The sequence below is a fragment of the Streptomyces sp. SID13666 genome, from assembly GCF_010548325.1.
Classification (GTDB): Bacteria; Actinomycetota; Actinomycetes; order Streptomycetales; family Streptomycetaceae; genus Actinacidiphila; species Actinacidiphila fildesensis.
In genome coordinates, this window is sequence record NZ_JAAGLX010000002.1 from 272,968 (window position 1) to 295,699 (window position 22,732).

General features: G+C 71.7%; 18 protein-coding genes. 6 read left to right on the top strand and 12 right to left on the bottom strand.

What is annotated here, in order from left to right; translation table 11 throughout:
- Positions 1-62: 62 nt before the first annotated feature.
- Entirely contained in the window at positions 63-1,466 is a 1,404-nt protein-coding gene (gene eccD, locus G3I60_RS06110) for a type VII secretion integral membrane protein EccD (protein WP_164293907.1), read from the bottom strand.
- A gap of 365 nt (positions 1,467-1,831) precedes the next feature.
- On the opposite strand from eccD, the gene eccCa reads away from it, so the two are divergent.
- Positions 1,832-5,818 (top strand): type VII secretion protein EccCa, encoded by a 3,987-nt coding sequence (gene eccCa / locus G3I60_RS06115; protein WP_203672309.1) that lies wholly within the window; start codon positions 1,832-1,834, stop codon positions 5,816-5,818.
- Positions 5,819-5,875: 57 nt separating this feature from the next.
- Here eccCa and G3I60_RS06120 read toward each other — a convergent pair whose 3' ends face one another.
- The 7 genes from G3I60_RS06120 to G3I60_RS06150 form a co-directional block, all read right to left on the bottom strand.
- Positions 5,876-7,132: a S8 family serine peptidase gene (locus G3I60_RS06120; protein ID WP_164293908.1), complete on the bottom strand. Its 1,257-nt coding sequence runs from the start codon at positions 7,130-7,132 to the stop codon at positions 5,876-5,878.
- The gene (locus tag G3I60_RS06125; RefSeq protein ID WP_164293909.1) at positions 7,129-10,461 is read right to left on the bottom strand and encodes a right-handed parallel beta-helix repeat-containing protein; all 3,333 of its coding nucleotides are present in this window, start codon (positions 10,459-10,461) and stop codon (positions 7,129-7,131) included. The genes G3I60_RS06120 and G3I60_RS06125 overlap by 4 nt, the downstream gene beginning before the upstream one ends.
- A gap of 637 nt (positions 10,462-11,098) precedes the next feature.
- Entirely contained in the window at positions 11,099-11,752 is a 654-nt protein-coding gene (locus G3I60_RS06130; protein ID WP_164293910.1) for an ABATE domain-containing protein, read from the bottom strand.
- Positions 11,753-11,884: 132 nt separating this feature from the next.
- The gene (locus G3I60_RS06135) at positions 11,885-12,727 is read right to left on the bottom strand and encodes an amidohydrolase (RefSeq protein WP_164293911.1); all 843 of its coding nucleotides are present in this window, start codon (positions 12,725-12,727) and stop codon (positions 11,885-11,887) included.
- A gap of 5 nt (positions 12,728-12,732) precedes the next feature.
- Positions 12,733-13,044: an L-rhamnose mutarotase gene (locus tag G3I60_RS06140; RefSeq protein WP_138355658.1), complete on the bottom strand. Its 312-nt coding sequence runs from the start codon at positions 13,042-13,044 to the stop codon at positions 12,733-12,735.
- Positions 13,045-13,144: 100 nt separating this feature from the next.
- A complete protein-coding gene (locus G3I60_RS06145; RefSeq protein ID WP_164293912.1) occupies positions 13,145-14,482 on the bottom strand; it encodes an enolase C-terminal domain-like protein in 1,338 nt (445 codons plus the stop codon).
- Positions 14,483-14,493: 11 nt separating this feature from the next.
- Positions 14,494-15,345, bottom strand: coding sequence for a fumarylacetoacetate hydrolase family protein (locus G3I60_RS06150; RefSeq protein WP_164293913.1), 852 nt, complete (start codon positions 15,343-15,345; stop codon positions 14,494-14,496).
- Between the two features lie 340 nt (positions 15,346-15,685).
- Between G3I60_RS06150 and G3I60_RS06155 the strand changes: the two genes are divergently transcribed.
- A complete protein-coding gene (locus G3I60_RS06155) occupies positions 15,686-16,093 on the top strand; it encodes a hypothetical protein (RefSeq protein ID WP_239069567.1) in 408 nt (135 codons plus the stop codon).
- Positions 16,094-16,281: 188 nt separating this feature from the next.
- On the opposite strand, the gene G3I60_RS06160 is transcribed toward G3I60_RS06155, so the two are convergent.
- On the bottom strand, positions 16,282-16,479 hold the full coding sequence (locus tag G3I60_RS06160) for a hypothetical protein (protein WP_138355655.1): 198 nt from the start codon (positions 16,477-16,479) through the stop codon (positions 16,282-16,284).
- A gap of 114 nt (positions 16,480-16,593) precedes the next feature.
- Positions 16,594-17,175: a hypothetical protein gene (locus G3I60_RS06165; protein WP_164293914.1), complete on the bottom strand. Its 582-nt coding sequence runs from the start codon at positions 17,173-17,175 to the stop codon at positions 16,594-16,596.
- Positions 17,176-17,402: 227 nt separating this feature from the next.
- On the opposite strand from G3I60_RS06165, the gene G3I60_RS46710 reads away from it, so the two are divergent.
- Positions 17,403-18,002: an N-acetyltransferase gene (locus G3I60_RS46710; protein ID WP_138355653.1), complete on the top strand. Its 600-nt coding sequence runs from the start codon at positions 17,403-17,405 to the stop codon at positions 18,000-18,002.
- Positions 18,003-18,038: 36 nt separating this feature from the next.
- Here the strand turns inward: G3I60_RS46710 and G3I60_RS06175 are convergent, their stop codons facing one another.
- Entirely contained in the window at positions 18,039-18,770 is a 732-nt protein-coding gene (locus G3I60_RS06175; protein WP_164606763.1) for a YoaK family protein, read from the bottom strand.
- Positions 18,771-18,891: 121 nt separating this feature from the next.
- On the opposite strand from G3I60_RS06175, the gene G3I60_RS06180 reads away from it, so the two are divergent.
- The 3 genes from G3I60_RS06180 (at position 18,892) to G3I60_RS06190 (ending at position 21,176) form a co-directional block, all read left to right on the top strand.
- Positions 18,892-19,851, top strand: coding sequence for a DUF1152 domain-containing protein (locus G3I60_RS06180; RefSeq protein ID WP_164293916.1), 960 nt, complete (start codon positions 18,892-18,894; stop codon positions 19,849-19,851).
- A 181-nt stretch (positions 19,852-20,032) separates the two neighbouring features.
- Positions 20,033-20,575 (top strand): DoxX family protein, encoded by a 543-nt coding sequence (locus tag G3I60_RS06185; protein WP_164293917.1) that lies wholly within the window; start codon positions 20,033-20,035, stop codon positions 20,573-20,575.
- Between the two features lie 100 nt (positions 20,576-20,675).
- Positions 20,676-21,176 (top strand): levansucrase, encoded by a 501-nt coding sequence (locus tag G3I60_RS06190; protein WP_138355649.1) that lies wholly within the window; start codon positions 20,676-20,678, stop codon positions 21,174-21,176.
- Here the strand turns inward: G3I60_RS06190 and G3I60_RS06195 are convergent.
- Positions 21,160-22,710 (bottom strand): HAD-IA family hydrolase, encoded by a 1,551-nt coding sequence (locus G3I60_RS06195; RefSeq protein ID WP_164293918.1) that lies wholly within the window; start codon positions 22,708-22,710, stop codon positions 21,160-21,162. The genes G3I60_RS06190 and G3I60_RS06195 overlap by 17 nt on opposite strands.
- Positions 22,711-22,732 lie beyond the last annotated feature (22 nt).

Genomic DNA, 22,732 nt, shown 5'->3' on the forward strand with positions numbered 1-22,732 from the left:
CCGGAGCCGCAGTCGTCGGAAGCGCCGTCGGAAGCGCTGCCGTGGAACGCACTGTCACCGGATCAGCTGCCGAGGCCGCGGAGTGCGCCGAACGCGCCGAGCACCCACAGCGCCAGCGGCAGCAGCGCGACGGCGGCGATCGAGTGCAGCAGGTCGGCGATCCGGCCCCAGTACGGCACCAACCGCCGGCCGGGCACGGACCACGAGGCGATCGCCGCGGCGGCCGCCACCGCCAACAGGACGCCCACCAGGACCGGTCGCGTGCCCGGGGAGATCGCGGCCGACGCGACGCAGGCCATCAGCAGCCCGCCGGCCAGTCCTGGCAGCAGCACCGCCAGCCGGGACCACGCACCGCCGATCCCGCGTGCGTGCAGGAGCAGGACCAGGGCCAGCACTCCGGCCGTGATCAGGGCCGGGAGATTCGGATGGTCCAGCAGCAGACCCGCCAGGCAGCCGCCGCAGACCAGACCGGCCGCCGCGAACAGGGCCGTCATCCACTCCTCGGCGAGCGCGGCACGCACCACGACCAGTTCGTTGCTGTGCGGATCGATGCCCTGCTGCAACTCCTCGGCATTGGTCGGCAGCGCCGGCAGTCGCAGTCCGGAGAGCCGCGCGGACAGCGCCGGCACCAACGCGCCGAACACCAGGGCCAGTACGGCCGTCATGCTCGCCGCATGGGACGCGGGAACCTCCATCAGCAGCATCAGCGAACCCCACGCCACCCCCGCCAGGGCCACCAGAGCCGGTGCCGTCAGCAGGGGCACATACGCGGCCACTGCCGCCACCGCCAGTACGGCGCCACCCGCTCCGGCGGCGGAACCGGCCAGCAGCTGGGCTCCCAGCAGCTCTCCCACCGGCGCCTTCCCCGCGCCGCCGGACGGCAACAAGGCACCGGCCAGGGCCAGATACGGCGCCGCCATCAGGCCGATCGCCGCACCCGCGGCGGAGTCTCCCACCGCCCGGCTCGCCGTTGCGGCGCCGGCCAGCACGACGATTCCTGCCACCGCCGCCACCGCGGCACGCAGTTGCCGGTCGCCGCCGGGCAGCGCGAGCGCCAGCAGACCCGCCGCCAGCACCGCCATCACCACAGCGCGGAGCACAACCCGGCTGCACCGCGCGTCCCAGGCGTTGCCCCGGGCCCGCATCGTCGTGGCGACACCGTCGACGAGGTCGTCGAAACGTACCTCGGGCAACTGCTCGGCGCGAGGCCGCAAGTAGAGCACTTCGCCGTCGCGAAGTCCCAGCGACTGTGTGGTGCTCTCCTCGTCCAACGGCTCGCCGCCCAGCTTCTGGAGTACCCAGCCGCTGTGTTCGAGGCCACTCTCCGCCAAGTCGTCGCCACCGTAGGAGACGAGAGCGGGCAGCAGGTCGGCGATCGGGACCGCGACGGGTACTGCCAGGTCAACGACCCTTTCTGGGGTGCGGACCGTCAGCCGGCACAGGCCGGCCACCGTGGATTCAGTCATGGGAGCGCCACACTTCGATGAGGGGTTGTTCCGAGGATGAGGAGGCACGTTACCGCTGTGGCGTTGCCTCACGATCACCTGACGATCGGACAGCATCATGACAGAGCGGTGATTCGAGACCTTAGCTCGCCATCGGGCGCACTCCTGACGTACGGTCTCCCTGAGCCGTGATCGGGAAGGGGTTCCCCGGATCGGCTCAGCCAGACCAGCCCGTCGTTCGCAGTCCGCCGCCACGCCATGGGAAAACCCGTGACGCGGAGATCCCTGGACGATCGATCGTCGTGCGAAACCAGTACGCAGATGGCTTCGCCCCGCGCGTGAGCGCCTTGGCAGGACAGAGCCCCGATCCGTAGGAGTCTTCCCCTTTGAGCACGGTTCTGTTCCGGCGGCCTGCCCGGCGCCGGGGTCCCGACATGCCCCAGGGCGAGCTGAGTCTGCAGGAGCCGCCGACGCTCCCGGAGGCCCAGCCGAACTCCTCGGCGATGTGGATGTACCTGCCGATGGGACTCACTTCGGTCGCGATGCTGCTGATGTTCGTCCGCCCCGGCGAGGCCACCGTCATGAGCTACATGGCGATCGGCCTGATGCTGCTCTCCTCCGTCGCCATGGTCGTCGGCCAGTTGGTGCGCACCTCCGGAGACCGCAAGCGCCGGCTGCGCGGCGAGCGCCGCGACTACCTGCGGTACCTGGCCCAGACCCGGCGCCGGGTCCGGCGCACCATCGGTGAACAGCAACTCGCCCTGGCCTGGCGCCATCCCGAGCCGGCCGGACTGTGGGCCCTGGTCCGCACCACCCGGCTCTGGGAGCGCCGGCCCACCGACGAGGACTTCGCCGAGATCCGGGTCGCGGTCGGCGACCAGCGGTTGTCCGTCCGACTGGCACCGATGTCCACCAAGCCGGTCGAGGACCTGGAACCGCTGTCCGCGCACGCACTGCGCAGCTTCATCCGGGCCTACGGCACCGTGCCCGACCAGCCCATCGCGCTGTATCTGCGGGCCTGGTCACGGGTACTGCTGCGCGGTGACGAGGCGCAGAGCCGGGCCCTGGTCCGCGCGATGCTCGCCCAACTCGCCGTCTTCCACTCGCCCGAGGATCTGTGGATCGCGCTGTGCGTCAGTGACGAACGGCGCGCCGAGTGGGACTGGGTGAAGTGGCTGCCGCACACCCAGCACCCGGGCGAGCAGGACGGCGCGGGCCCCGCCCGGCTGGTGGGTGCCACCCTCGGCGAGTTGGAGGACCGGCTCGGCGCGGACTTCACCGCCAGATCGCCCTTCGACCCGGAGGCCATGCCCGGCAGGGAGGAGCCTTACACCGTCCTGGTCGTCGACGGCGGCAAGGTTCCCGGCGGGCACCGTGCGGACGGCCCCGGCTACCGCAACACCGTGGTCATCGACCTGTCCGGCGAACTGTCCTGGAAGCCCGGCCGCACCACCCTGCGGCTCCAGGTGGACGACGGGACGGTGGGTCTGGTCCGCACGGACCGCGAACGCAAGGAACAGACCACCGACCTGGGCCGCCCCGACGCGCTGGGACCGGTCGGCGCCCGTGGCCTCGCCGCCCTGATCTCCCCGTACCGCGTGGGCATCAACACCGATGCCGGCGAGCCGATGGCCGCGGACACCGAACTCACTGCCCTGCTCGGCATCCCCGATCTGCGGCGGCACGTTCCGGCCACCTTGTGGCAGCGCCGCGCCGAGGGTCCCGACCGGCTCAAGGTGCCCATCGCGATCGGCGAGGACGGCACCGCGGTGGAGCTGGACATCAAGGAGTCGGCGCTCGGCGGCATGGGACCGCACGGCATGCTCATCGGCGCCACCGGCTCCGGCAAGAGCGAACTGCTGCGCACCCTGGTACTGGGCCTGGCCCTCACCCACTCCTCGGAGACACTCAACTTCGTCCTGGTCGACTTCAAGGGCGGCGCCACGTTCCTCGGACTCGACAGCCTGCCGCACACCTCAGCGGTCATCACCAACCTCGCGGACGAGAGCGCGCTGGTCGGCCGTATGCAGGATGCCCTGCACGGTGAACTGATGCGTCGGCAGGAGCTGCTCCGCAAGGCCGGGAACTACACCTCGGTTCTGGAGTACGAGAAGGCCCGCGCCGCCGGGACACCGCTCGCCCCGCTTCCCTCGCTGTTCGTCGTCGTCGACGAGTTCAGCGAACTGCTCGCCGCGCACCGGGAGTTCATCGAGCTGTTCGTCATGATCGGACGGCTCGGGCGCAGCCTCGGCGTACACCTGCTGCTCGCCTCCCAGCGCCTGGACGAGGGGCGCATGCACCAACTCGAGAGCCATCTGTCCTACCGGATCGGACTGCGCACCTTCTCCGCGATGGAGAGCCGCGGTGTTCTGGGCGTCCCCGACGCCTATCACCTGCCGCCGCAGCCCGGCAGCGGCTACCTCAAGAGCGGAGTCGAAGCCCTCACCCGCTTCCGGGCCGCCTACGTGTCGGGACCGCACCGCGGCAGCAGGGCCGGTGCCATTCCACCGTCACGGGTCGCCGGCCAGATCGTGCCCTGGACCACCTCCTGGACGGTCCCCCGCGATCTTCCCTCGACGCCCGACCCGGACCCGGATCCCGTCGGACCGGAACCCGACAACGGGGAGACGCTGCTCTCCGTCGCGCTGGAGCGGCTCGCCGACGCCGGACCGGCGGCCCACCAGGTGTGGCTGCCGCCGCTGGGTCTGCCACCCACCCTCGACCAGGTGCTTCCGCCGCTGGAGCCCGACGCCGCACATGGACTGACCGTCTCCGATCCCCAGGTACGGTCCCGGTTGGTGGTCCCTGTCGGCATCGTCGACAAGCCCTTCGAGCAGCAGCGCGAACTGTTCACCGTGGACCTGTCGGGAGCCGGCGGCCATGTCGGTATCGCGGGCGGTCCGCAGAGCGGCAAGAGCACCCTGCTGCGCACCCTGATCGCGGCTCTCGCCCTCACCCATAGTCCGCGCGAAGTGCAGTTCTACTGCTTGGACTTCGGCGGCGGCACCCTCGCGGGGCTCACCGGCCTGCCGCACATCGGCGGCGTCGCGGGCCGGATGGACACCGAGCGGATCGGCCGCACCGTTTCGGAGGTCACCTCACTGCTGAACCAGCGCGAGCTGTTCTTCGCCGAGCGCGGGATCGACTCGATGGCCACCTACCGCCGGCGGCGCGCGGCCGGGGAGTTCCCCGAGGAGCCGTTCGGCGATGTCTTCCTGGTGATCGACGGCTGGTCCACGCTGCGCAACGACTTCAACGACCTGGTCTCCGTCGTCAACGGGGTCATCGGCCGGGGCCTCAACTACGGCGTGCACGTGGTCATCACCACCGCCCGCTGGGCCGAACTCTCCCCCGCCGTCCGCGACCAGACGGGTACCCGCCTCGAACTGCGGATGGGCGACCCCATGGAGTCCGGCATCGACATCCGCAAGGCCGCCGCGGTTCCGCGGGTACCCGGCCGGGGGCTGACGCCCGACAAGCTCCACTTCCTCGGTGCGCTTCCGCGCATCGACGGTATCGAGGATCCCGAGGACCTCTCCGAGGGCGTGGCCGCGTTCGTCGAGGCGGTCGCGGAGAGCTGGGACGCCCCGCCGGCCCCGCGGGTCCGGATGCTGCCGACCTCACTCAGCGCCACCGAAATGCCCGCACCCGACGGCGATCTGCGGATGGCCATCGGGGTGGACGAGGATCTGCTCGCCCCCGTGTGGCACGACTTCGCGGACAACCCGCACCTGATCGTGGTCGGCGACAACGAGAGCGGCAAGACGTCCGTCCTGCGGCTGGTCGCCAAGGCGATCACCGACCGCTACACCCCGGCCGAGGCCAAGGTGCTGGTGGTCGACTACCGCCGCGGTCTGATCGACGCCGTTCCCGAGGAGTACCGGCTGGGACACGCGGTCTCCGCCGACCCGCTGCGTGACCTCATCGACGGCACCGGCCGGGCGATGACCACCCGGCTGCCCGGCGAGGACATCACCCCCGCCCGGATGCGGTTGCGCGACTGGTGGACCGGGCCTCGTATCTTCGTCCTGGTCGACGACTACGACATGATCGGTTCCACCGCCATGCGCAGCCCGTTCGACGCGATCCTGGAGCATCTGCCGCTCGGCTTCGAGGTCGGACTGCATGTGATCGTCGCCCGCTCGGCGGCCGGCGCCGGCCGCGGCCTCAACGACGCCCTGCTGCGCCGCATGCAGGAGGTCAACACGCCCGCCCTGCTGATGTCCTGCCCGGCCGCCGAGGGATATCTGTTCGGCAACGTCAAGCCGCGCACCCTGCCGCCGGGCCGGGCGCTGCGGATCGCCCGCCGCAGGACGACGATGGTCCAACTGGCGCTCCCCGACGCTCCGCAGGAGCCGGCGCCCGCACCGTAGGAATCCCGGGACGCCCCGACCACCGCACCGGCGGCCGGGGCGTCCCGGTGTACGTGCTCAGGCTCCGAAGGTACCCGGCCGCCAGCGGCGGGCACGGCCCCGGGGAACCACGGTCATCAGCACCACGGAAAGCACCAGTACACCGGCCGCACCGCCCGCGACGAGCAGCGCGGTGTGCCGCGCACCGCCGCCCACGACCGCGGCAGGCACCGCTACCGTGCGCGGCCCGACCGCTCGCTCGGGGCGCGCGCTCGGCGGCTGCACCGCCGAGACCGCGGCGTACACATCCAGCGCGGGCTGCGCTCCGGGGTACGCCGTCGCCAGCAGCCGGTCCCGTACCCCGGCCCCGGTCAGCTCCGGGTGGTACGAACGGACCAGCGCCGCCGCCCCGCCCACCACGGCTGCCGCTTCCGCGCTGCCGGACGCCGTCCAGTGGCCGCCGCCGCGCGGTCCCACGCTCACCATTCCGTCGCCCGGCGCCGACAGATCGGCCCGCTCCGGCACCGGCGCATTCTGCGGCCTGACGCCCTCCGGGCCCGTGTCGACCACCGAGAGGACCCCGGGCAGCGCCGCCGGATACGCCGGGGCCGGTGCGGCGTCCGGTGACGAGGTCTCCGGCGCGGCGGGGGCCACCACCAGGGCGTCCTTGTCCACCGCGTGCCGCACGGCGGCCCGCAGTGCCGGGGTCTCCTTCGACAGCGCCGTTCCGACCACGATGACCTTGGCACCCGCGTCGGCGGCCGAGGTGATACCGGCGGCCAGCCGGCCGGCGTCCGGCTCCCCGCGCTCACCCGTACCGCGCACCGCGAGGATCCGGGAGCGCGGCGCGATCCCGGAGAATCCCTGGCCCGCGCTCGGCCGCGCGGCGATCAGACCGGCCAGGAACGTACCGTGGCCGACGCAGTCCGTACCGGCGTCCCCCAGCGCGGACACCTGTCCGGTGAGGGTGGGCGCGGTGCCGGACACACCGGTGCCGACCACCGCGACCGTCACTCCGGCGCCTTGGCCGAGCTTCCACACATGGGTGAGATCGAGGCTCTGCTGCGCCCAGGGAACCGCGCGGGCCACCGTCGACGAGGCGGCTGTGCACGGCTTGTCGCGGTCCACCGCCGTCGGGACGGGCGGGAGGTCGATCCCGTCCGCGGACGCCACGGACGGTACGGCGGCGACGGTCAGCAGGACCGCACCGGCGGCCGCGGCCGGCCAGCGGCGCTGCGCGAAGGGGCGCGGACGGGCGGGGACGGTGGCATTCACGCGGTGTTCCTCGGGGTCGCGCCGGTTGGCCGGTTCCGTCCGGCCGCCGTTCGTACTCATCCGCCGACTCCGTGCCGGGCACCGGCCGGCGGAATGTCCTTCACCAGCAGCATGCGCAGATCCTCGACGTCGGGCTCCGCCAGCGCGGCGACCCGGCCCGCCTGACGGGTCATCATCGCCTCGACCGTCTGCCGCGCCAGCCGGGCGTTGCCGAACGATCTGCCCCTGGGCGCCGCGTCGAAGAGTTCGGTCAGCACGGCCGCGGTTCCCGGAGCGCACTCGTACCCGTTGGCCAGCGCGTGGTCGCGGACGATGGTGACCAGTTCCTCCGACGTGTAGTTCTCGAACTCCACATGCCGGGTGAACCGCGACGCCAGACCGGGGTTGGACGCCAAAAAGCGGTCCATCTCCTCGGTGTAGCCGGCCGCGATCACGACCACCTCGTCCCGGTGGTCCTCCATCAGCTTCAGCAGGGTCTCCACCGCTTCCTGCCCGAAGTCCGAGCCGCTCCCCGCTTCCGGGGTGAGCGCGTAGGCCTCGTCGATGAACAGGACACCGCCGCGCGCCCGGTCGAACGCCTCCCGGGTCAGCTGCGCGGTGTGCCCGATGTAGCGGCCGACCAGGTCCGCCCGGGACACCTCGATCAACTGGCCCTGCGGCAGTACCCCGAGCGAGGCCAGCAGTTCCCCGTAGAGCCGGGCGGTCGTGGTCTTGCCGGTGCCGGGCGGCCCGGCGAACACCAGATGGTTGCTGATCCGGGGACCCGGCAGCCCGGCCTCGGTCCGGCGCTTCGTCGTCGCCAGCAGATTGACCAGGTCCGTCACTTCGCGCTTGACCGCGGCCAGACCCACCATCGCCTGGAGCCTGTCCAGCGGTCCGGGCCCGGCGGTTCCGGCGGTGTCATCCTCGGTGGAGACCCCGACGTCCTCGGCCACCAGGAGCGTCAGGTCGCGCTCGTTGGCGTCCGGCAGTTCCGCGAGCCGGAACGCCTGCCGGTCGACCATCTCCTCGAAGGTCTTGCGCGCGGTCCGGCCGTTGCCGAACAGCGCGTCCCGCGGGATCCGGTCGAAACACACCACGAGCGCCTCACGGGCGGACGGGTCCAGTTCGTAGCGGTGCGCGGTGCACATGCTGTCGACGATGGTGACCAGTTCGTCGGTCGTGTAGTCGACGAACTCGATGCTGCGGGTGAACCGCGAGGCGAGTCCCGGGTTGGACGCCAGGAACGACTCCATGTCGGGGCCGTAGCCCGCGGCCACCACCACAACGTCGTCGCGGTGGTCCTCCATGAGTTTGACCAGGCTGTCGATCGCCTCCTGGCCGAAGTCGGCGCCCGAACCCTTCCCGTCCGAGAGCAGGGTGTACGCCTCGTCGATGAACAGCACACCGCCCAGCGCCCGGGTGAACGCCTCAGTGGTCTTGATCGCGGTGCCGCCGATGACCTGCGCCACCAGATCCGCCCGCGACACCTCCACCAGATGACCGGAGCGCAGAACGCCCAGCTGCGCCAGGATGCTGCCGTACAACCGGGCGACCGTAGTCTTGCCCGTGCCGGGCGGTCCCGCGAACACCAGATGACGGCTCATGGGCGGCAGCGGCAGACCCAGGCTCGCCCGGCGCTGCGCGAGCCGGTTCAGATTGATCAGTGTCAGCACCTGCTGCTTGACGCCGGCCAGGCCGATCAGCGCCTCCAGTTCGCCGATCGGACCCTCGGTCGCGCGCCCGGGGACCGGCGCGGGTGCCGTCCCGGCGGGCAGCCGGCCACCGCCCGCCTCCCGCGCGGCCTCGGGGGTGCCCCAGATGTCGGGAACTCCGTTGCCCGAACTGTCGAGTTCCGCCACGACCAGCCGTTCGCCGGCCACCGTCTGCCGCAGTCCGCTGTCCCGGTTCTCCCGTACGGAGCAGGCGGTGATCGTCACCGGCCCGGTGCTCTGCACCCTGATCCCGTCACCGTCGCTCGTCGACACCTCGCATGCGGTGAACGAGGCGCGGCCGCCGGCCGCGACCAGCACTCCGTGGGTTCCGGACCTCTCCACCCGGACGCGGGTCGCCGCGACCTCTCCCCCGTCCTCCACCAGGACGCCCCCGGCCACGGCGCCCTCGACATCGCAGTCGCGCAGCGTGACCGTGCCGGACGACCCCACCGACACCCCGAAACCCTCCGGCGCGCGCACCACGGTGCCGGCCACGCTGAGGGTGCCCTGCACCTCCACCCGGATCGCCGCTCCGCCGGTCCGGTCGATGCTGCTGTCCTCCAGCCGGCCGCGGCCGCCGGCCGTGACCTCGACCCCGGGTCCCGCGCCGTCGGATATCCGTACGCGGCGCAGCACCGGAGCGGCGCCGGACCGGACGCGGACGGCCGCTTCCCCGGCTCCCTCGACGTCGAGTCCGTCGAACTCCGCGGCCGACTCCTCTTCCAGGAGCACGCCGACCGCGGCACTGTTCTGTACCCGGATCCCGGTGAACACGGGCGAGGACGGTCCCGCGACCCGGATCGCCGCGCCCTCGGCGGTGTGGAACACACACTCCTCGAACGTGCCACGGGCCCGGTCCGTCACCAGCAGGCCGTGGCCGCGGGTGCGTTCGCTCCGGCAACGTGTGAGGTGCGGTGCGGTGCCGGCGGTGAGGACGAAGCCGTGGCCGGTGGTTCCGGTGACCGACACGTCCTCCAGGACGCTGCGGCCGCCGGAGGTGATGTAGACACCGACCACCGCGTCGTGCACCTCGGTCCTGACGACCCGCAGGGCGCTCTCGCCCTCGAGCGCCACCGCGGGTTTCTCGGTTCCCGAGATCCGGCAGTCCTCCACGACGCCCTGCGCCTCGCCGTTGGCGAGTATGCCGTTCCCCCGGGCGTCGCGGAGGACACAGCGGCGTACCGTCGCGCTGCCGCGTTCGGCGATCACCACACCGGAGGTGCCCAGGTTCTCCATGACGCAGGCTTCGAGGTAGCTCTCCGCGCCGGAGGTGATCACCACGGCCGCACCGGTCGAGTTGGAGATCCGGCAGTCGCGCAGTGCCAGCGAGCCGCTCGCACGGCTGAGGATCGCGGTCCAGGCGGAGCCGGTGATGTCGCAGCCGTCCATGGCGAGCTGGCCGCGCGGTGTGTCGGCGACCGGCAGCTCGGCATCGTAGCCGCGCAGTCCGAGGTCGGTCAGCTGGACGGCGTCGGTGAGGAGGGTGAGGGCGGTTCCGTGCCGGGGGGCGATCTCCACCGTGCCGGGACCCTCGGCGGCGAGCAGGGTCACCGAGCAGGTGATGGTGAGCCGTTCCTCGTACTTGCCCGGGAGGATCCGCAGTACGGCTCCGGACCGGGCCCGTTCCAGGGCCTCACCGATGGTGCGGAAGGCATCCGGCCGGTCCGGACCGACGGTGAGTACCTGGCGTGACACGTTGGATCCTCCCCGGCCCTCGTGCCCGGAGGCAGTGCGAGGGCAGGCCGGTGCATGTAGTTGGCGTAGAGACCGTCCATCGGTCGCCGGTTTCCCCCTGCCGTCCCGGCCGGTCGGACGGCCCCCCGGCCGCGACCGTACGCCGGAAGTGCGGCATGTGGCGTTGATCAGCCTATCGTCCCGGCCGCCACGAACCGAGCACCGAACCGGGTCCCGGGCGCGCCCACCCGCGCGGGTGGACACGGTCCGTAATTCGCCAGGCAGTGCCAGGGTCCCGGCCCTTGGGGTGCCTGTGCTTTGGCATGATCCTGGCTGGTGACAACGCGGGGTGCACAGGCGATCTCCTTGGTGATCAGCCCACTTGCAGCCCGCCAGGGCCCGGCCCTGGCCCGGAGGGTGTGCTCCGCCGGGCCCGGCCGCCCTGGTGACGAGCCGTCTCCGACGGCCTCGCCCGTTGTGAGGTACCGCGCCGCGGTGGATCCAAGGGCCCCTCCGGTGCCCGCTGCCACGGGGCGGAACGAGGGGGAGATCCGCATGTACACGTTCGTTCACCTCGCTGATCATCAGCTGCTCCTGATCAGTGACGCACGACCCGGCCGGCCGACCGTTCAGCCGGCCGGGTCGTGCCCCGACCGAACTACGCGGGGGAATCGGCGTGGTGCCGTTGGTAGTGGCGTGCGACGCGGGCGCGGTTGCCGCAGTTCGCCGAGCACCATTCCCGGCGGGGGTGGGCCCGCACGAAATACAGCACGCAGCCGGGAGCCCGGCAGGCCCGCAGCGCTCCCCGGTCCGGTCCGGCGAACAGTTGGACGGCTTGTTCCGCGATCCGCGACAGGGCTGCGGCCGCCGCGGTGGCGTGTGACGGCGCACTGGCTGTGGTGAGGGACGGCGTTCCCCCTTCGGGCCACACCAGCCGCGACCACTCGGGCGCGTAGGCGCAGGCCTGGTTGACCGCCTCCACCGCCGCCGCGAGATCGGGAGCCGCCGAGTCCGCCGCCGGGCGGGGGTCCTCGGTGACGACGGCCGCCAGCCGCCGCAGCGCGTCACGCAGTTGCTGATACCGGTCCACGAGCGGCGCCGGCAGCGACGGCCCGGAAGCCGCGGCCGGTTCGTCCAGGGCGAGCGCGGGCTCGAAGCGCGGGGCCACGGCTCGCAGCCATCGCGCCAGGTCGTCGGTGTCGGCCAGCGCGTCATGGAGACCGTCCCGGTCGGCCCAGACGGTGTTCATCAGCTCGACCGGCAGCGGCTCACCGAGCAGCGGCGCGCCGGGCTGCGGATCCGAGGTGTCCATGGTCCCGACTGTAAGCCTCTTCCTAATGGTTTTCCAAGCCGTCAGCCATTTGGAAGGGCGGGTGGCCGATTGCGGGTCCACTCCTGGTCCCGATTCTGGTCCCGCTCCTGGCCCACTCCTGGTTCGCTTCCGTCACAGGCCGTAGACGCGGGTGGCGGTGCCGGAGAAGACCGCCTCGCGCTCGGCCGGGCCGAGGGAGCCGGCCAGCTCCCGTGCGGTGGCGACGACCTGGGCGTACGAGCCGGCCAGCCGGCAGACCGGCCAGTCCGATCCGAACATCAGCCGGTCCGGGCCGAACGCGTCGAGCACCGTGTCCGCGTACGGTGCGAGACCGGAGGTCGTCCAGCTGTCCCAGTCGGCCTCGGTGATCATCCCGGAGAGTTTGCAGACGGTGTTGGGCAGCGTGGCCAGCTGCCGCACGGTATCGGCCCAGGGTCGGAGTTCGCCGCTCGCGATCGGCGGCTTGCCGAGATGGTCGAGGACGAAGGTGAGCTCGGGCCGCAGCTCGGCGGCCGTGTACGCGGCGGGCAGCTGGTGCGGAAGGATCACCAGCTCGTAGACGAGTTCCGCCGCGGCGACGGCCGCCAGCCCGCGCAGCACGTCCTGGCGCAGCAGCCACCGCGGATCCGGCTCGCTCTGCACCTGGTGCCGGATGCCGACGAGCCGGTCGCCTCCCGGCAGTTCCCGCAGGGCGGCGAGGGTGTCGGCGATACCCGGGTGGGTCAGGTCGGCCCAGCCCACCACACCGGCGACCAGGTTGTCGCCGTTCACGAGAGCCAGCAGTTCCGGCGTCTCCTCCGGGACGGTGACCGTCTGGACCACGACGGTCGCTTCGACTCCGGCGGCACGCGCCTCGGGCTCCAGGTCCGCCAGGGCGAAGTTCCGGCGCAGCGGGGCCAGCGCGTCACCCGTGATCCAGTCCTGGTCGCGGACCGCCAGGTCCCACAGATGGTGATGGGAATCGACGATGCGCATCCGGGTCACAGCTCCCACACCACGGGCAGCGACGCGTCGGAGCCGCCCGCCGAGTAGTCGTGCGCGATCTCCGTCAGCTCACCCATCCGGGCCTGCCAGGCAACGTTGACCGGGAGCTTGGCCAGTTCGGCGATCATCGCCGCGTAGTCCTCGACCTCCAGGACATGGAAGAGGTCGGTGCCACTGCGCCAGATCGTCCATGAGGTGGCACCGGCCGCGCGGATCGCGGTGACCAGTTCCTCCGGCACCTGCCGGTGCGCGGCCTCGTACTCCTCGATGCGGTCCTCGCGGACCTTCGTGTGCAGCGCGACTCTCATGGCGGGTCTCCCTCCGTGCCTGTTCGTGGTCAGGCCTGATCCTGCTGGGGCCCGTTCCGTGTCTCTTCCCGGCTGTGTCTGTTCCCGACGGAAAGGTCACTCATGCCGCGGTCTCCCGACCGACGAGATCGGCGGCCCAGAAGGATCCGTCCGGATAGGTGTACTCCTCGATCGACGTGGCAAGCATCTCGGCGGAGAATCCGGGTGCCAGCGGCGCGGCATAGTGCCCGCGCCGCATGACGACCGGGTTCTCGAAGTGCCCGTGCAGATGGTCGACGTACTCGATGACCCGGTCCTCGGTCGTACCGGACAGCGCGACGTAGTCGAACATCGAAAGGTGCTGCACCAACTCGCAGAGTCCGACCCCGCCGGCGTGTGGGCACACCGGGATCCCGAACTTCGCCGCGAGCAGCAGGATCGCGAGATTCTCGTTGACGCCGCCGACCCGGGCAGCGTCGATCTGCAGGATGTCGATCGCCTCCGCCTGCAGCAGCTGCTTGAAGACGATGCGGTTCTGGACGTGCTCCCCGGTGGCGACCTTGACCGGCGCCACCGCGCCGCGCACCGCCGCGTGGCCGAGGATGTCGTCGGGGCTGGTGGGCTCCTCGACCCAGTACGGGTCGAACTCGGTCAGCGCCTTCGTCCACTCGATGGCCTCGCCCACGTTCCACCGCTGGTTCGCGTCGATGGCGATCCGGAAGTCGGGACCGACGGCGGCACGGGCGGCCCGCAGCCGCCGGATGTCGTCACCGAGGTTGGCGCCGACCTTCAGCTTGATCTGGCTGAAACCGTCGGCGACGGCCTGCCGCGCGAGCCGCGTCAGCTTCTCGTCGGAGTAGCCGAGCCAGCCGGGCGAGGTGGTGTATCCGGGGTAGCCGCGTCGCAGCAGGTCCGCCTCACGCGCGGCCCGGTCCGGCGCGGCCCGGCGCAGCAGGCCGAGCGCCTCCTCACGGGTGAGGACATCGGCGATGTAGCGGAAATCGACCTGGGAGACGAGCCACTCTGGGTCGGCGTCGGACAGCAGCTTCCACAGCGGCTTGTCCGCGCGCTTCGCGGCGAGGTCCCACACCGCGTTGACGACGGCGCCGATCGCCATATGCATGACGCCCTTCTCCGGGCCGAGCCAGCGCAGTTGGCTGTCCCCGATCAGGTCGCGGTTCAATGATCCCGGGTCGGCGCACAGGGCGTCGAGGGGCCGGCCGACGATGTGCCCGCGCAACGCGTCGATCGCGGCGACCTGCACGTCGTTGCCCCGCCCGATGGTGAAGGTGAACCCGTGGCCCTCCAGCCCGTCACCGGCGTCGGTGCGCAGGATCAGGTACGCGGCGGAGTAGTCGGGATCCGGGTTCATCGCGTCCGAGCCGTCCAGCTCACGCGAGGTGGGGAACCGGATGTCGTACGTGTCGACCGCGGTGATCCGGGCGGTGGTCGGCGTCATGAACGGGCCTCTCACGCTTGGGCGAACGTCTGACGCTGCGCGCCGAGACCGTCGATGGCGAGTTCCACGGTGTCGCCGGGGCGCAGGTACGGGGTCCCCGGCAGGCCGAGGGCGACCCCCGCCGGAGTGCCGGTGTTGATGACGTCGCCGGGCTCCAGGACCATGTACTGACTCAGGTACCAGACGAGATACGCCACGTCGAAGATCATGTCGCCGGTCGCGCTGTTCTGCCGCTGCGTGCCGTTGACCGACAGCCGCAGGCCGAGCTTCTGCGGGTCGCCGGCCTCGTCCGGCGTCACCAGACAGGGACCCAGCGGATTGAACGTCTCGCAGGACTTGCCGAGGTCCCACTGCGGGGAGAACTCCAGCTGGAACTCGCGCTCCGAGACGTCGTTGCTGACCGCGTATCCGCCGACGGCGTCGAGAGCGTGCAGCGGCGATTCCAGATAGCGGGCCCGGCTGCCGATGACGACCGCGAGCTCGACCTCCCAGTCGGTCTTCGACGATCCGCGCGGGATCAGTACCTCGTCGTACGGCCCGACCACCGTGCCCGGATCCTTCATGAAGACCACGGGTCGCGGCGGGATGGCCGCGCCGGTCTCCTCGGCGTGACCGCGGTAGTTGAGGCCGACGCAGACCACCTTGCCGGGGCGCGCGACGGGGGCACCCACCCGCAGCCCCGTGACGTCCACGACGGGCAGGGTGCCCGCGGCGAGCGCGGTCCGGACCCGGTCAGGACCGCCGGAGGCGAGGAACGCCCCGTCGATGTCGGAGGTGAGCGCCGACAGGTCGAGCACCGCACCTTCGTCGGTGAGGACGCCCGGCCGCTCATGGCCGGAGGCGCCGAAGCGCAGCAGTTTCACGGAGCTTTTCTCTCTGATCGCCGGGGTGTGGAGCGCGGGCAGTGGAGAACCGGGGCCTGGAAGACATCCGATGTCTCGACTTTCGCTCGGACTCTACGTCGCCCTCGAACCCCAAGGCAAGTGGCCAATATCGCTTGTGCGATGCCATCTTGAACAAAAGGAAGCGCGGTTGTCTCCATTGAGGCAGGGGTGGGCTGGACTGAGACATCCCATGTCTCTAGAGTGGGGATTCCGGGCCGCGTGGGCGCTGGGAGCCCGGCCCGCGACGAGCGCCCCCGTGACCACCCCGCGCCGGCGGGTGGGCCGCTATCGGCGCGCTACTTCGGGGTAGCCCTTGGGTATGCCATCGGACGAGCCCGCACCGTTCCCGGACATCTGCGACCTCTGTGGCCAGCGCATCGGTGCGCAGGGCCGCCTCGATCTGGTGCCGGACTCCTCGGCGGTGCATGCCCGGGATCCGGGCAAGGACGGGAAGCGGCTGATCGTCGTCTGCTCGCCCGAGCACCTGACCGCACTGCGGGACGAGTACCGGAGGCGCCCGTTCGTGGCCGAGGAGTTGTGGGCGGGAAAGATCAGCCGCGCGCTGCAGGGCCGCCCCGAGGACCTCATCGGTCCTGACACCCTGTCGGCCGCCACGGGGCTGAGCGCGGAGGAGATCGACCGGGCGGTGATCTGGAAGATGGAACGGATCCGGCGCTGGTACGAGCAGCACGGCGACGGCGCGGAGGGTGATCCGGAACCCGGATGACCGGAACCAGGTGATCCGGGGCTCGGGCGGTCCGGGGCCCGGCGATCCGAGGCTCGGCGATCCGGAGCCCGGTGATCCGCGGAGCCCGCGCGAGAACAGTCCCTACCCGGACGACTCCAGGCCGCCACGCCGCCCGGCCCCTGACGGCCGGCCGATGCGTCAGGGGTTTCGGGGGCGGCGGCCCGGGATCAGGCGTCCGGCTGCGAGCCGTCGCCCAGTGGGCGCCTCACGGACGCCGGTTCCGCCGGAAGCTGCTCCTCCACCGCCGCTCTCGCCGCTTCCGCGGCCGCGCGTTCGGCGGGCGTCATCGCCCGTTGGGCCCGCCCCTCGTCCGGATCGGTGTCGGGGAGCGGTCCGGTGCCCAGCGGGCGGCGTTGAACTGTCATTGGTGCAGTCTCCTCCCCCTGAGCTCCGCACCGGACCCCGGCGCCCGGTCCCGGGCGGACGGACAACCGGCCACGGCTCGGGGAAACGCGTGGGGCTCCGGAGAAGGCCGGTCCTCAGTCCTCGGTCCGGGCGCGGCCGGAGGCGAAGGCGGCGTCGAGCCAGCGGCTCACGGCGAGCGCGGCGGCCGGGTCGGCCTGGACGATCCGGGACACCACGGACTCGTCCTCGCTGCCGGCTCCGTCCCGTACCCCGGTACGGGCCAGCGCGCGCAACAGGGTGTCCCTGGCGTCATCGGCGCCGGCTTCGCCGGTGTCCGTGCCGTCGGTGCCGTTGGTGTTGCCGTTGCCTTCGGTCCGCCGGGCCGCTGCCCGGTTGGCGTGCGCGGTCAGTTCGCCCTGCACGAACGGATCGGAGTCCGGGTCGTAGGGGCCGGCGTGCGTGGTGAGCAGATCGACGATGCGCTCCCACTCCTCGACCGCCGGGCTGATGGGACCGTCCTCGCCGTCCTCACCGTGCTCCCCGCCGTCCTCCTCGGACCGGGCCTTCTCCAGCGCTTCCTCGGCCTCGTGATGCACCATGCCCCGCGCGTCCCGGCGGACCGACGACCGGACGGCATGCGCCTCGTCGACAGAATCGGCGGTCTCCGAACCCGTGGTGCCGGGCGTGTGGGGGTGCGGGTGCTGATCGGCGGTCATCGGTCTGCCTCGCATTCATGGACTCAGGCGTACGTCGTCCCGCCCAGCGGCTGTGCGGCGGCCGCTACGGCGGCCCCGTTCCGAAACCGGAGTCTACGGAATCGGCACCGGCCCTCCCCCGCCGGCCCGGGGCGGACGGGGAAGTCGCCCTGGTCGATGACCGGTTGCCGACGGACGGCGGATAGGATCTGGGCCGGCCGCCAGAAGCCGACCATAGGAGTGCGCGCGTGACCGGGATATCCGTCCGACAGGCCGTCATCGCCGAGGAGGAGACCGTCGCCCGGCTCCTGGCGACCGTCTTCGACGAACTGCCGCTGCACAGTTGGCTGGTCCCCGTGCGCGAACGGCACCCGGCGATCTTCCCGCACTTCTTCCGGATACTCGTCGGACACGCGCTGCGCCACGGCACGGTCCATGTAACCGACGATCTGCGGGCCGCCGCGGTCTGGCTCCCGGAGCCCTCCCCCGCCATCGAGGGCTACGACGAGCTGCTGTCGGCCGCGTGCCAGGAGCACGTCGGGCGGTTCCACGAGCTCGATGAGGCCATGGAGCGCGCCCATCCCACCGATCTCGGCGACTACGAGCACCTGGCGTTCCTGGTCGTCCACCCGGACCTGCAGGGCAACGGCATCGGCTCGCTGCTGCTCCGGCTGCACCACGAGACGCTCGACCGGGCCGGCCGCCCGTCCTATCTGGAGGCGACCAGCCCCGCCAGCCGCAAGCTCTACCTGCGGCACGGCTACACCGATCTCGGCGAGCCACTGGCCCTGCCCTTCGACCCCGAGGCGATGTACCCGCTCTGGCGGCCGGTGCACGGCACGGAGTGACACCGCCTCCGCACGCGTAGCGGACGCGCAGTGGCGTCAGGCGGCGATCCAGGGCCGCGTGGAGCGGACCTGGAGAGCCGCCACCGCGACCATCGCCGCCAGTGTCAGAACGGCGATCAGCAGCGGCAGCGCCGGGTCGGAGTTGTGGATGAGCAGCCCGCCGGCCAGGGCTCCCAGGAACATCGCGATCGCCGACAGGGCACGGGTGCCGGTCTTGCCGGCGGTGCCTCCCGCGAGCCGCCCGTCGGCGGCGATACCGGTGATGGTCTGCGTCAGGACCGTGGTGGTGAGATCGGGGACGCCCAGCCGGCGGGCGGCGGCGTTCTGCCCGCCCATGGCCAGGCCGAGCAGAACGATGAGCAGATAGCGGGCGGCCGTGGACGGTGGATCGGCGGTCAGTTCGCTGCTGAGGTAGGCCGCCAGGACGAGGACGCCTTCGAGGGCGGTCGCCGCGAGCAGCAGTCGTGCGCGGTGGTCCGGAAAGCGGTTGGCGCTCCGCCCGCCGATCACCGCCCCCACGACGAAGGAGGCGAGCGACACCAGCGAGGCCATCAGGGAGAAACCCTCGGCACCGGCCAGTGAGAAGGCCATGAAGACGACGTTGCCCGTCATGTTGGCCACGAAGACATGTCCCAGCACCAGATAGCTGAAGGCGTCGACGAGCCCGGTGACGACGGTCAGCGCGAGGAGCAGCGGTGGCAGCGGCCCATGCCGGCGGTCGAGATCAGGGACCAGGGTCTTCCAGGCATCGCGCAGGACAGTGGCCACGGCGGCGGCTCCCTTCGGGTGATGCGGGGACGGCGTCCGGGCAGCGTCGGATCCGTCCTCCACGCCAAGGGATACACCACAGCACCTCCGGGTTCCGGCTACCCCGGTACGATCCCCTGCCATGTCCTCTTTTGCCGTACCGCCCCTTTTCGCACGCCTCGGACCGGCCCGCCGGGTGCTCATCGCCGGCGCGGGCGGTGGCTTCGATGTGTACGCTGGTCTGCCGCTGGCGCTGGCGCTCCGGGCCCAGGGCAAGGACGTCCACCTGGCGAACTTCTCGTTCAGCGATCTCCACGGGCTCGACTCCGAGGTGTGGCTCGCGCCGGACGTCGCCGAGATCGGGCCGGACACCGTGTCCGCCGCGGAGTACTTTCCCGAGCGGACGCTGGCGCGCTGGCTGCGGCGGCAGGGCATGCCGGAGATCGTGTACGCCTTCCCGTCGATCGGGGTGCAGCCGCTGCGGGCGGCTTACGAGGCGCTGGTCGGCCACCTCGCCGTGGATGCGATCGTGCTGGTCGACGGGGGCACGGACATCCTCATGCGCGGCGACGAGTCGGGGCTCGGCACGCCGGAGGAGGACATGGCGAGCCTCGCGGCCGTGCACGGACTCGAGGTACCGAACCGGCTCGTCGTGTGCCTGGGCTTCGGCATCGACGCGTACCACGGGGTGAACCACTCCCACGTGTTGGAGAACATCGCCGCTCTCGACCGCGACGGCGCGTATCTCGGGGCGCTGTCCGTCCCCCGGGACACCCCCGAGGGCGCCCTGTACCTGGACGCGGTGGCCCATGCCCAGGCGGAGACCGCCGTGCACCCGAGCATCGTCAACGGCTCGATCGCCGCGGCGGTACGAGGGGAGTTCGGCGATGTGCGGTTCACCGACCGCACCGGGCGTTCCGAACTCTTCATCAACCCCCTCATGACCCTGTACTTCTCGTTCGATCTGGACGGTGTCGCCCGCCGTTCCCGCTACCTCGACCGCATCGAGGACACCCAGCTCGTGCGTCAGATCAGCAGCCGAATAGCGGAGTTCCGCGACGACCTGCCCCGGCAGCGGCCGCCGCGTACGTTCCCGCACTGAGCCGTGCCCCCGCGCCCTTGGCGGTGGGGTGGCATGCCGTGGGCGTCAACACGCCGTTCCGCCATTCGGCTGTACCGCGGTCGGCGACACACGGGTGCCGCACGGGATTTAAGCCCGGCTTCAACCAATCTTCCTACTCTTCCCGCATCGGTACCTCCCTTTCTGCCGTAGGAGACCCCCCATGCGTTTCTCCACTTCACGGACGTCGGCCGCCCTCGCGCAGGAGCAGGTGCTGTCGCTGTTCCGGATCGTCGTCGGGTTGCTCTTCGCGTGCCATGGCGCCGCTTCGCTCTTCGGTGTCCTCGGTGGTGCGTTCGGCGGCGGGACCGTCGCTGCCGGTACGTGGCCCGGCTGGTACGCGGCGGTGATCCAGTTCGTCGGCGGCGGGCTGGTGATGCTCGGCCTCGGGACCCGGTACGCCGCGCTGATCTGCTCCGGCTCGATGGCCTACGCGTACTTCACCGAGCACCAGCAGCACGCCCTGTGGCCGATCCAGAACGGCGGCGAGCCGGCCGCGCTGTACGCCTGGACGTTTCTGCTGATCGTCGTCGCCGGCCCGGGCCGCTGGTCGCTCGACGCGCTGTTCGGGCGGATCGCCGCCAACAACACCGTGACGGCTGTCGCGCCCGCCGCGGCGGTCCTCGCCTCCGGCTCGCACGACGGCAACGACACCGGTTCCGTGACCCCCGCGCGGTCCGAGGTTCCCGCCTCGTCCTCCGTGTAACGGGCGGAGCCCGCCCGGTCGTACGGAGGGGCGGACCCGCTTCGGGTCCGTCCCTCCCGGGATCTTCACGGGGGCGGCGGTTCCGGGGACAATCGCGTCCATGAGCGAAGAGTCACCACGAAACTATCTGGCCGCGGTGGAAAGCCGGCTGACGGCCGACGGCTGCAACCCGCAGTGGCAGGACTGGTCCGGTGTCCGCGTGCTGGTCGGCCGGCGGTCCGACTTCCGGCTGCGCTGGATGGCCACCAATCTGCATGTGTTCACGATCGCCGCGGCCGTCCCCGAGATAACCGCGGCCACCATCGACACGTTCACCACGCAGACCCTGAGCTTCGCCAAGAAGAACAAGGGCGGCCTCCCCGTGGGGATGCAGACCGGGGTCGCCGTCTTCCCCGTCCTCGTCAGCGAGCGCGTCGATCCGGCCGCGATGGCGTGGGCGGAGGAGAAGCAGCGCAACCAGTTCGCCTGCTTCGCCCGGCCCGTCGTGGTCGACACCGCCCGGCACTACGTCGGACTCTTCCGCGGCAAGCCCGCTCTGGGCTGGATCTACTCGTCCCATCTCATCGAGAAGGGTGACCGCTACTTCAACCACCCTGCCTGAGGGGTCCTGACGCGTTCCCCGCGGCGACGAGCGTCCTCAGCCAGTCGAGGTCGATCCCTTCCAGGCTGCCGCGCACCGTCCGGCCGGGCGCCGCGGGGATGGGTGCGAGCGACGGCACCGCGAGCACGACGCAGCCCGCGGCCTCCGCCGAGGCCACCCCGACCGGGGTGTCCTCCACCGCGACGCAGGCGGCGGGCGGCACGCCGAGTGACCCGGCGGCGGCGAGATACGGATCGGGGGCCGGCTTCGTGGCGGGGGTCTCGCCCTCGGCGACGGTGACCTGGAAGCGGTACGCGCCCAGGGTTTTCAGTACGGCGTCCATGACACTTCGCGGCGACGCCGACACCAACCCGACCGGAACGCCCTCGCGTTCCAGCAGGTCGAGGAGTTCGACGGCACCGGGCCGTGCGACGGTCCGCTCCTGGACGGCGACGAGGAACCGGCGGTCGAGTTCGGCGGCGAGCCCGGCCGGCTCGCGGCCGGTGCCGGTGACGTCGTGCAGATGGGCGGCGGTGTCGTGGACGCTCCGGCCCAGGACGGCCGGCAGGTCCGCGTCACCGAGTTCGTGGCCGAGCTCCTGGGCGAGCGCCGCGACCGTCTGCCACCACAGGGATTCGGTGTCGACGAGGGTGCCGTCCATGTCGAACAGCACCGCGCGCGGCGCCGCGGTGAACGGACGTCCGTCGAGCGTCCAGTGCCGGTCGGCGGTCCGCCCCAGGGCCGCGTACACATGCGCCGCCACGTCCTCGTGGCGTACCCGGTCCGGGGTGCGGCCCGCAGTGACGTCCGGTCCTGAGCAGGCCACCCAGGCGGTGCGTTCCGCGCCCGACCGACCGCCGTGGCCGCCGGCCCGGACGTGGCCGTGGTCGGTCACCACGATCACCGTCCAGGTCTCGTCGTCGTAGCCGGCCCGGTGGCGAACGGCGGCCAGTATGCGGCCCAGCCGCTCGTCGGCCCGGACGACGGACCGCTCGTACTCCGCCCCGCAGCCCAGGAAGTGGGCGGTCTCGTCCGGGGCTCCGAGGTAGACGAACGAGGCCTCGGGGTCGTCGGTGCCGAGGACCCGCACGGCGTCCTCGGTGATCTGCTCGTCGCAGTCCTCCCACGCCTGGGGAGTGTCGGCGGCCGGGGCGCTGTAGCTCAGCCGGGACGGGTGCGCGAAGAGCGGCCCGCCGTTCGCGACGGTGACCAGCGGGTCCCAGCCGGCGGCGACATACGTGCGCCTGCCGTCCTGCCGGGCGAGGCGGGTGGCGAAGTCGGGAAAGACCCTGAGCCGGTTCCCGGAGAAGTCGTTGCTCCAGACCGCGTGCTTGTCGACGGTAACCCCGGTGGTGATCGTGGCCCAGCACGGCCCCGACATCGTGGGCGTGCCGTCGGCGACCTCGACGGCGGCCAGGAAGCCGGCGGCCGCGACCGCGTCGATGTGCGGGGTCGGGAGCGCGAGGAGGACGTCGTGACGGACACCGTCGATCCCGACGACCAGGACACGGCGCGCCTTCTCCGGCGTGGATGCGGGCTGGGACGGCTCGGACAACGGGGTTTCCTCTCGGGCGGAA

Excerpts from the sequence above, each read along its gene's own strand:
- eccD (WP_164293907.1), bottom strand. The coding sequence starts at position 1,466 with ATGACTGAATCCACGGTGGCCGGCCTGTGCCGGCTGACGGTCCGCACC.
- G3I60_RS06120 (WP_164293908.1), bottom strand. The coding sequence starts at position 7,132 with ATGAGTACGAACGGCGGCCGGACGGAACCGGCCAACCGGCGCGACCCC.
- G3I60_RS06130 (WP_164293910.1), bottom strand. The coding sequence starts at position 11,752 with ATGGACACCTCGGATCCGCAGCCCGGCGCGCCGCTGCTCGGTGAGCCG.
- G3I60_RS06135 (WP_164293911.1), bottom strand. The coding sequence starts at position 12,727 with ATGCGCATCGTCGATTCCCATCACCATCTGTGGGACCTGGCGGTCCGC.
- G3I60_RS06140 (WP_138355658.1), bottom strand. The coding sequence starts at position 13,044 with ATGAGAGTCGCGCTGCACACGAAGGTCCGCGAGGACCGCATCGAGGAG.
- G3I60_RS06145 (WP_164293912.1), bottom strand. The coding sequence starts at position 14,482 with ATGACGCCGACCACCGCCCGGATCACCGCGGTCGACACGTACGACATC.
- G3I60_RS06155 (WP_239069567.1), top strand. The coding sequence starts at position 15,686 with ATGCCATCGGACGAGCCCGCACCGTTCCCGGACATCTGCGACCTCTGT.
- G3I60_RS06160 (WP_138355655.1), bottom strand. The coding sequence starts at position 16,479 with ATGACAGTTCAACGCCGCCCGCTGGGCACCGGACCGCTCCCCGACACC.
- G3I60_RS06165 (WP_164293914.1), bottom strand. The coding sequence starts at position 17,175 with ATGACCGCCGATCAGCACCCGCACCCCCACACGCCCGGCACCACGGGT.
- G3I60_RS06180 (WP_164293916.1), top strand. The coding sequence starts at position 18,892 with ATGTCCTCTTTTGCCGTACCGCCCCTTTTCGCACGCCTCGGACCGGCC.
- G3I60_RS06185 (WP_164293917.1), top strand. The coding sequence starts at position 20,033 with ATGCGTTTCTCCACTTCACGGACGTCGGCCGCCCTCGCGCAGGAGCAG.
- G3I60_RS06190 (WP_138355649.1), top strand. The coding sequence starts at position 20,676 with ATGAGCGAAGAGTCACCACGAAACTATCTGGCCGCGGTGGAAAGCCGG.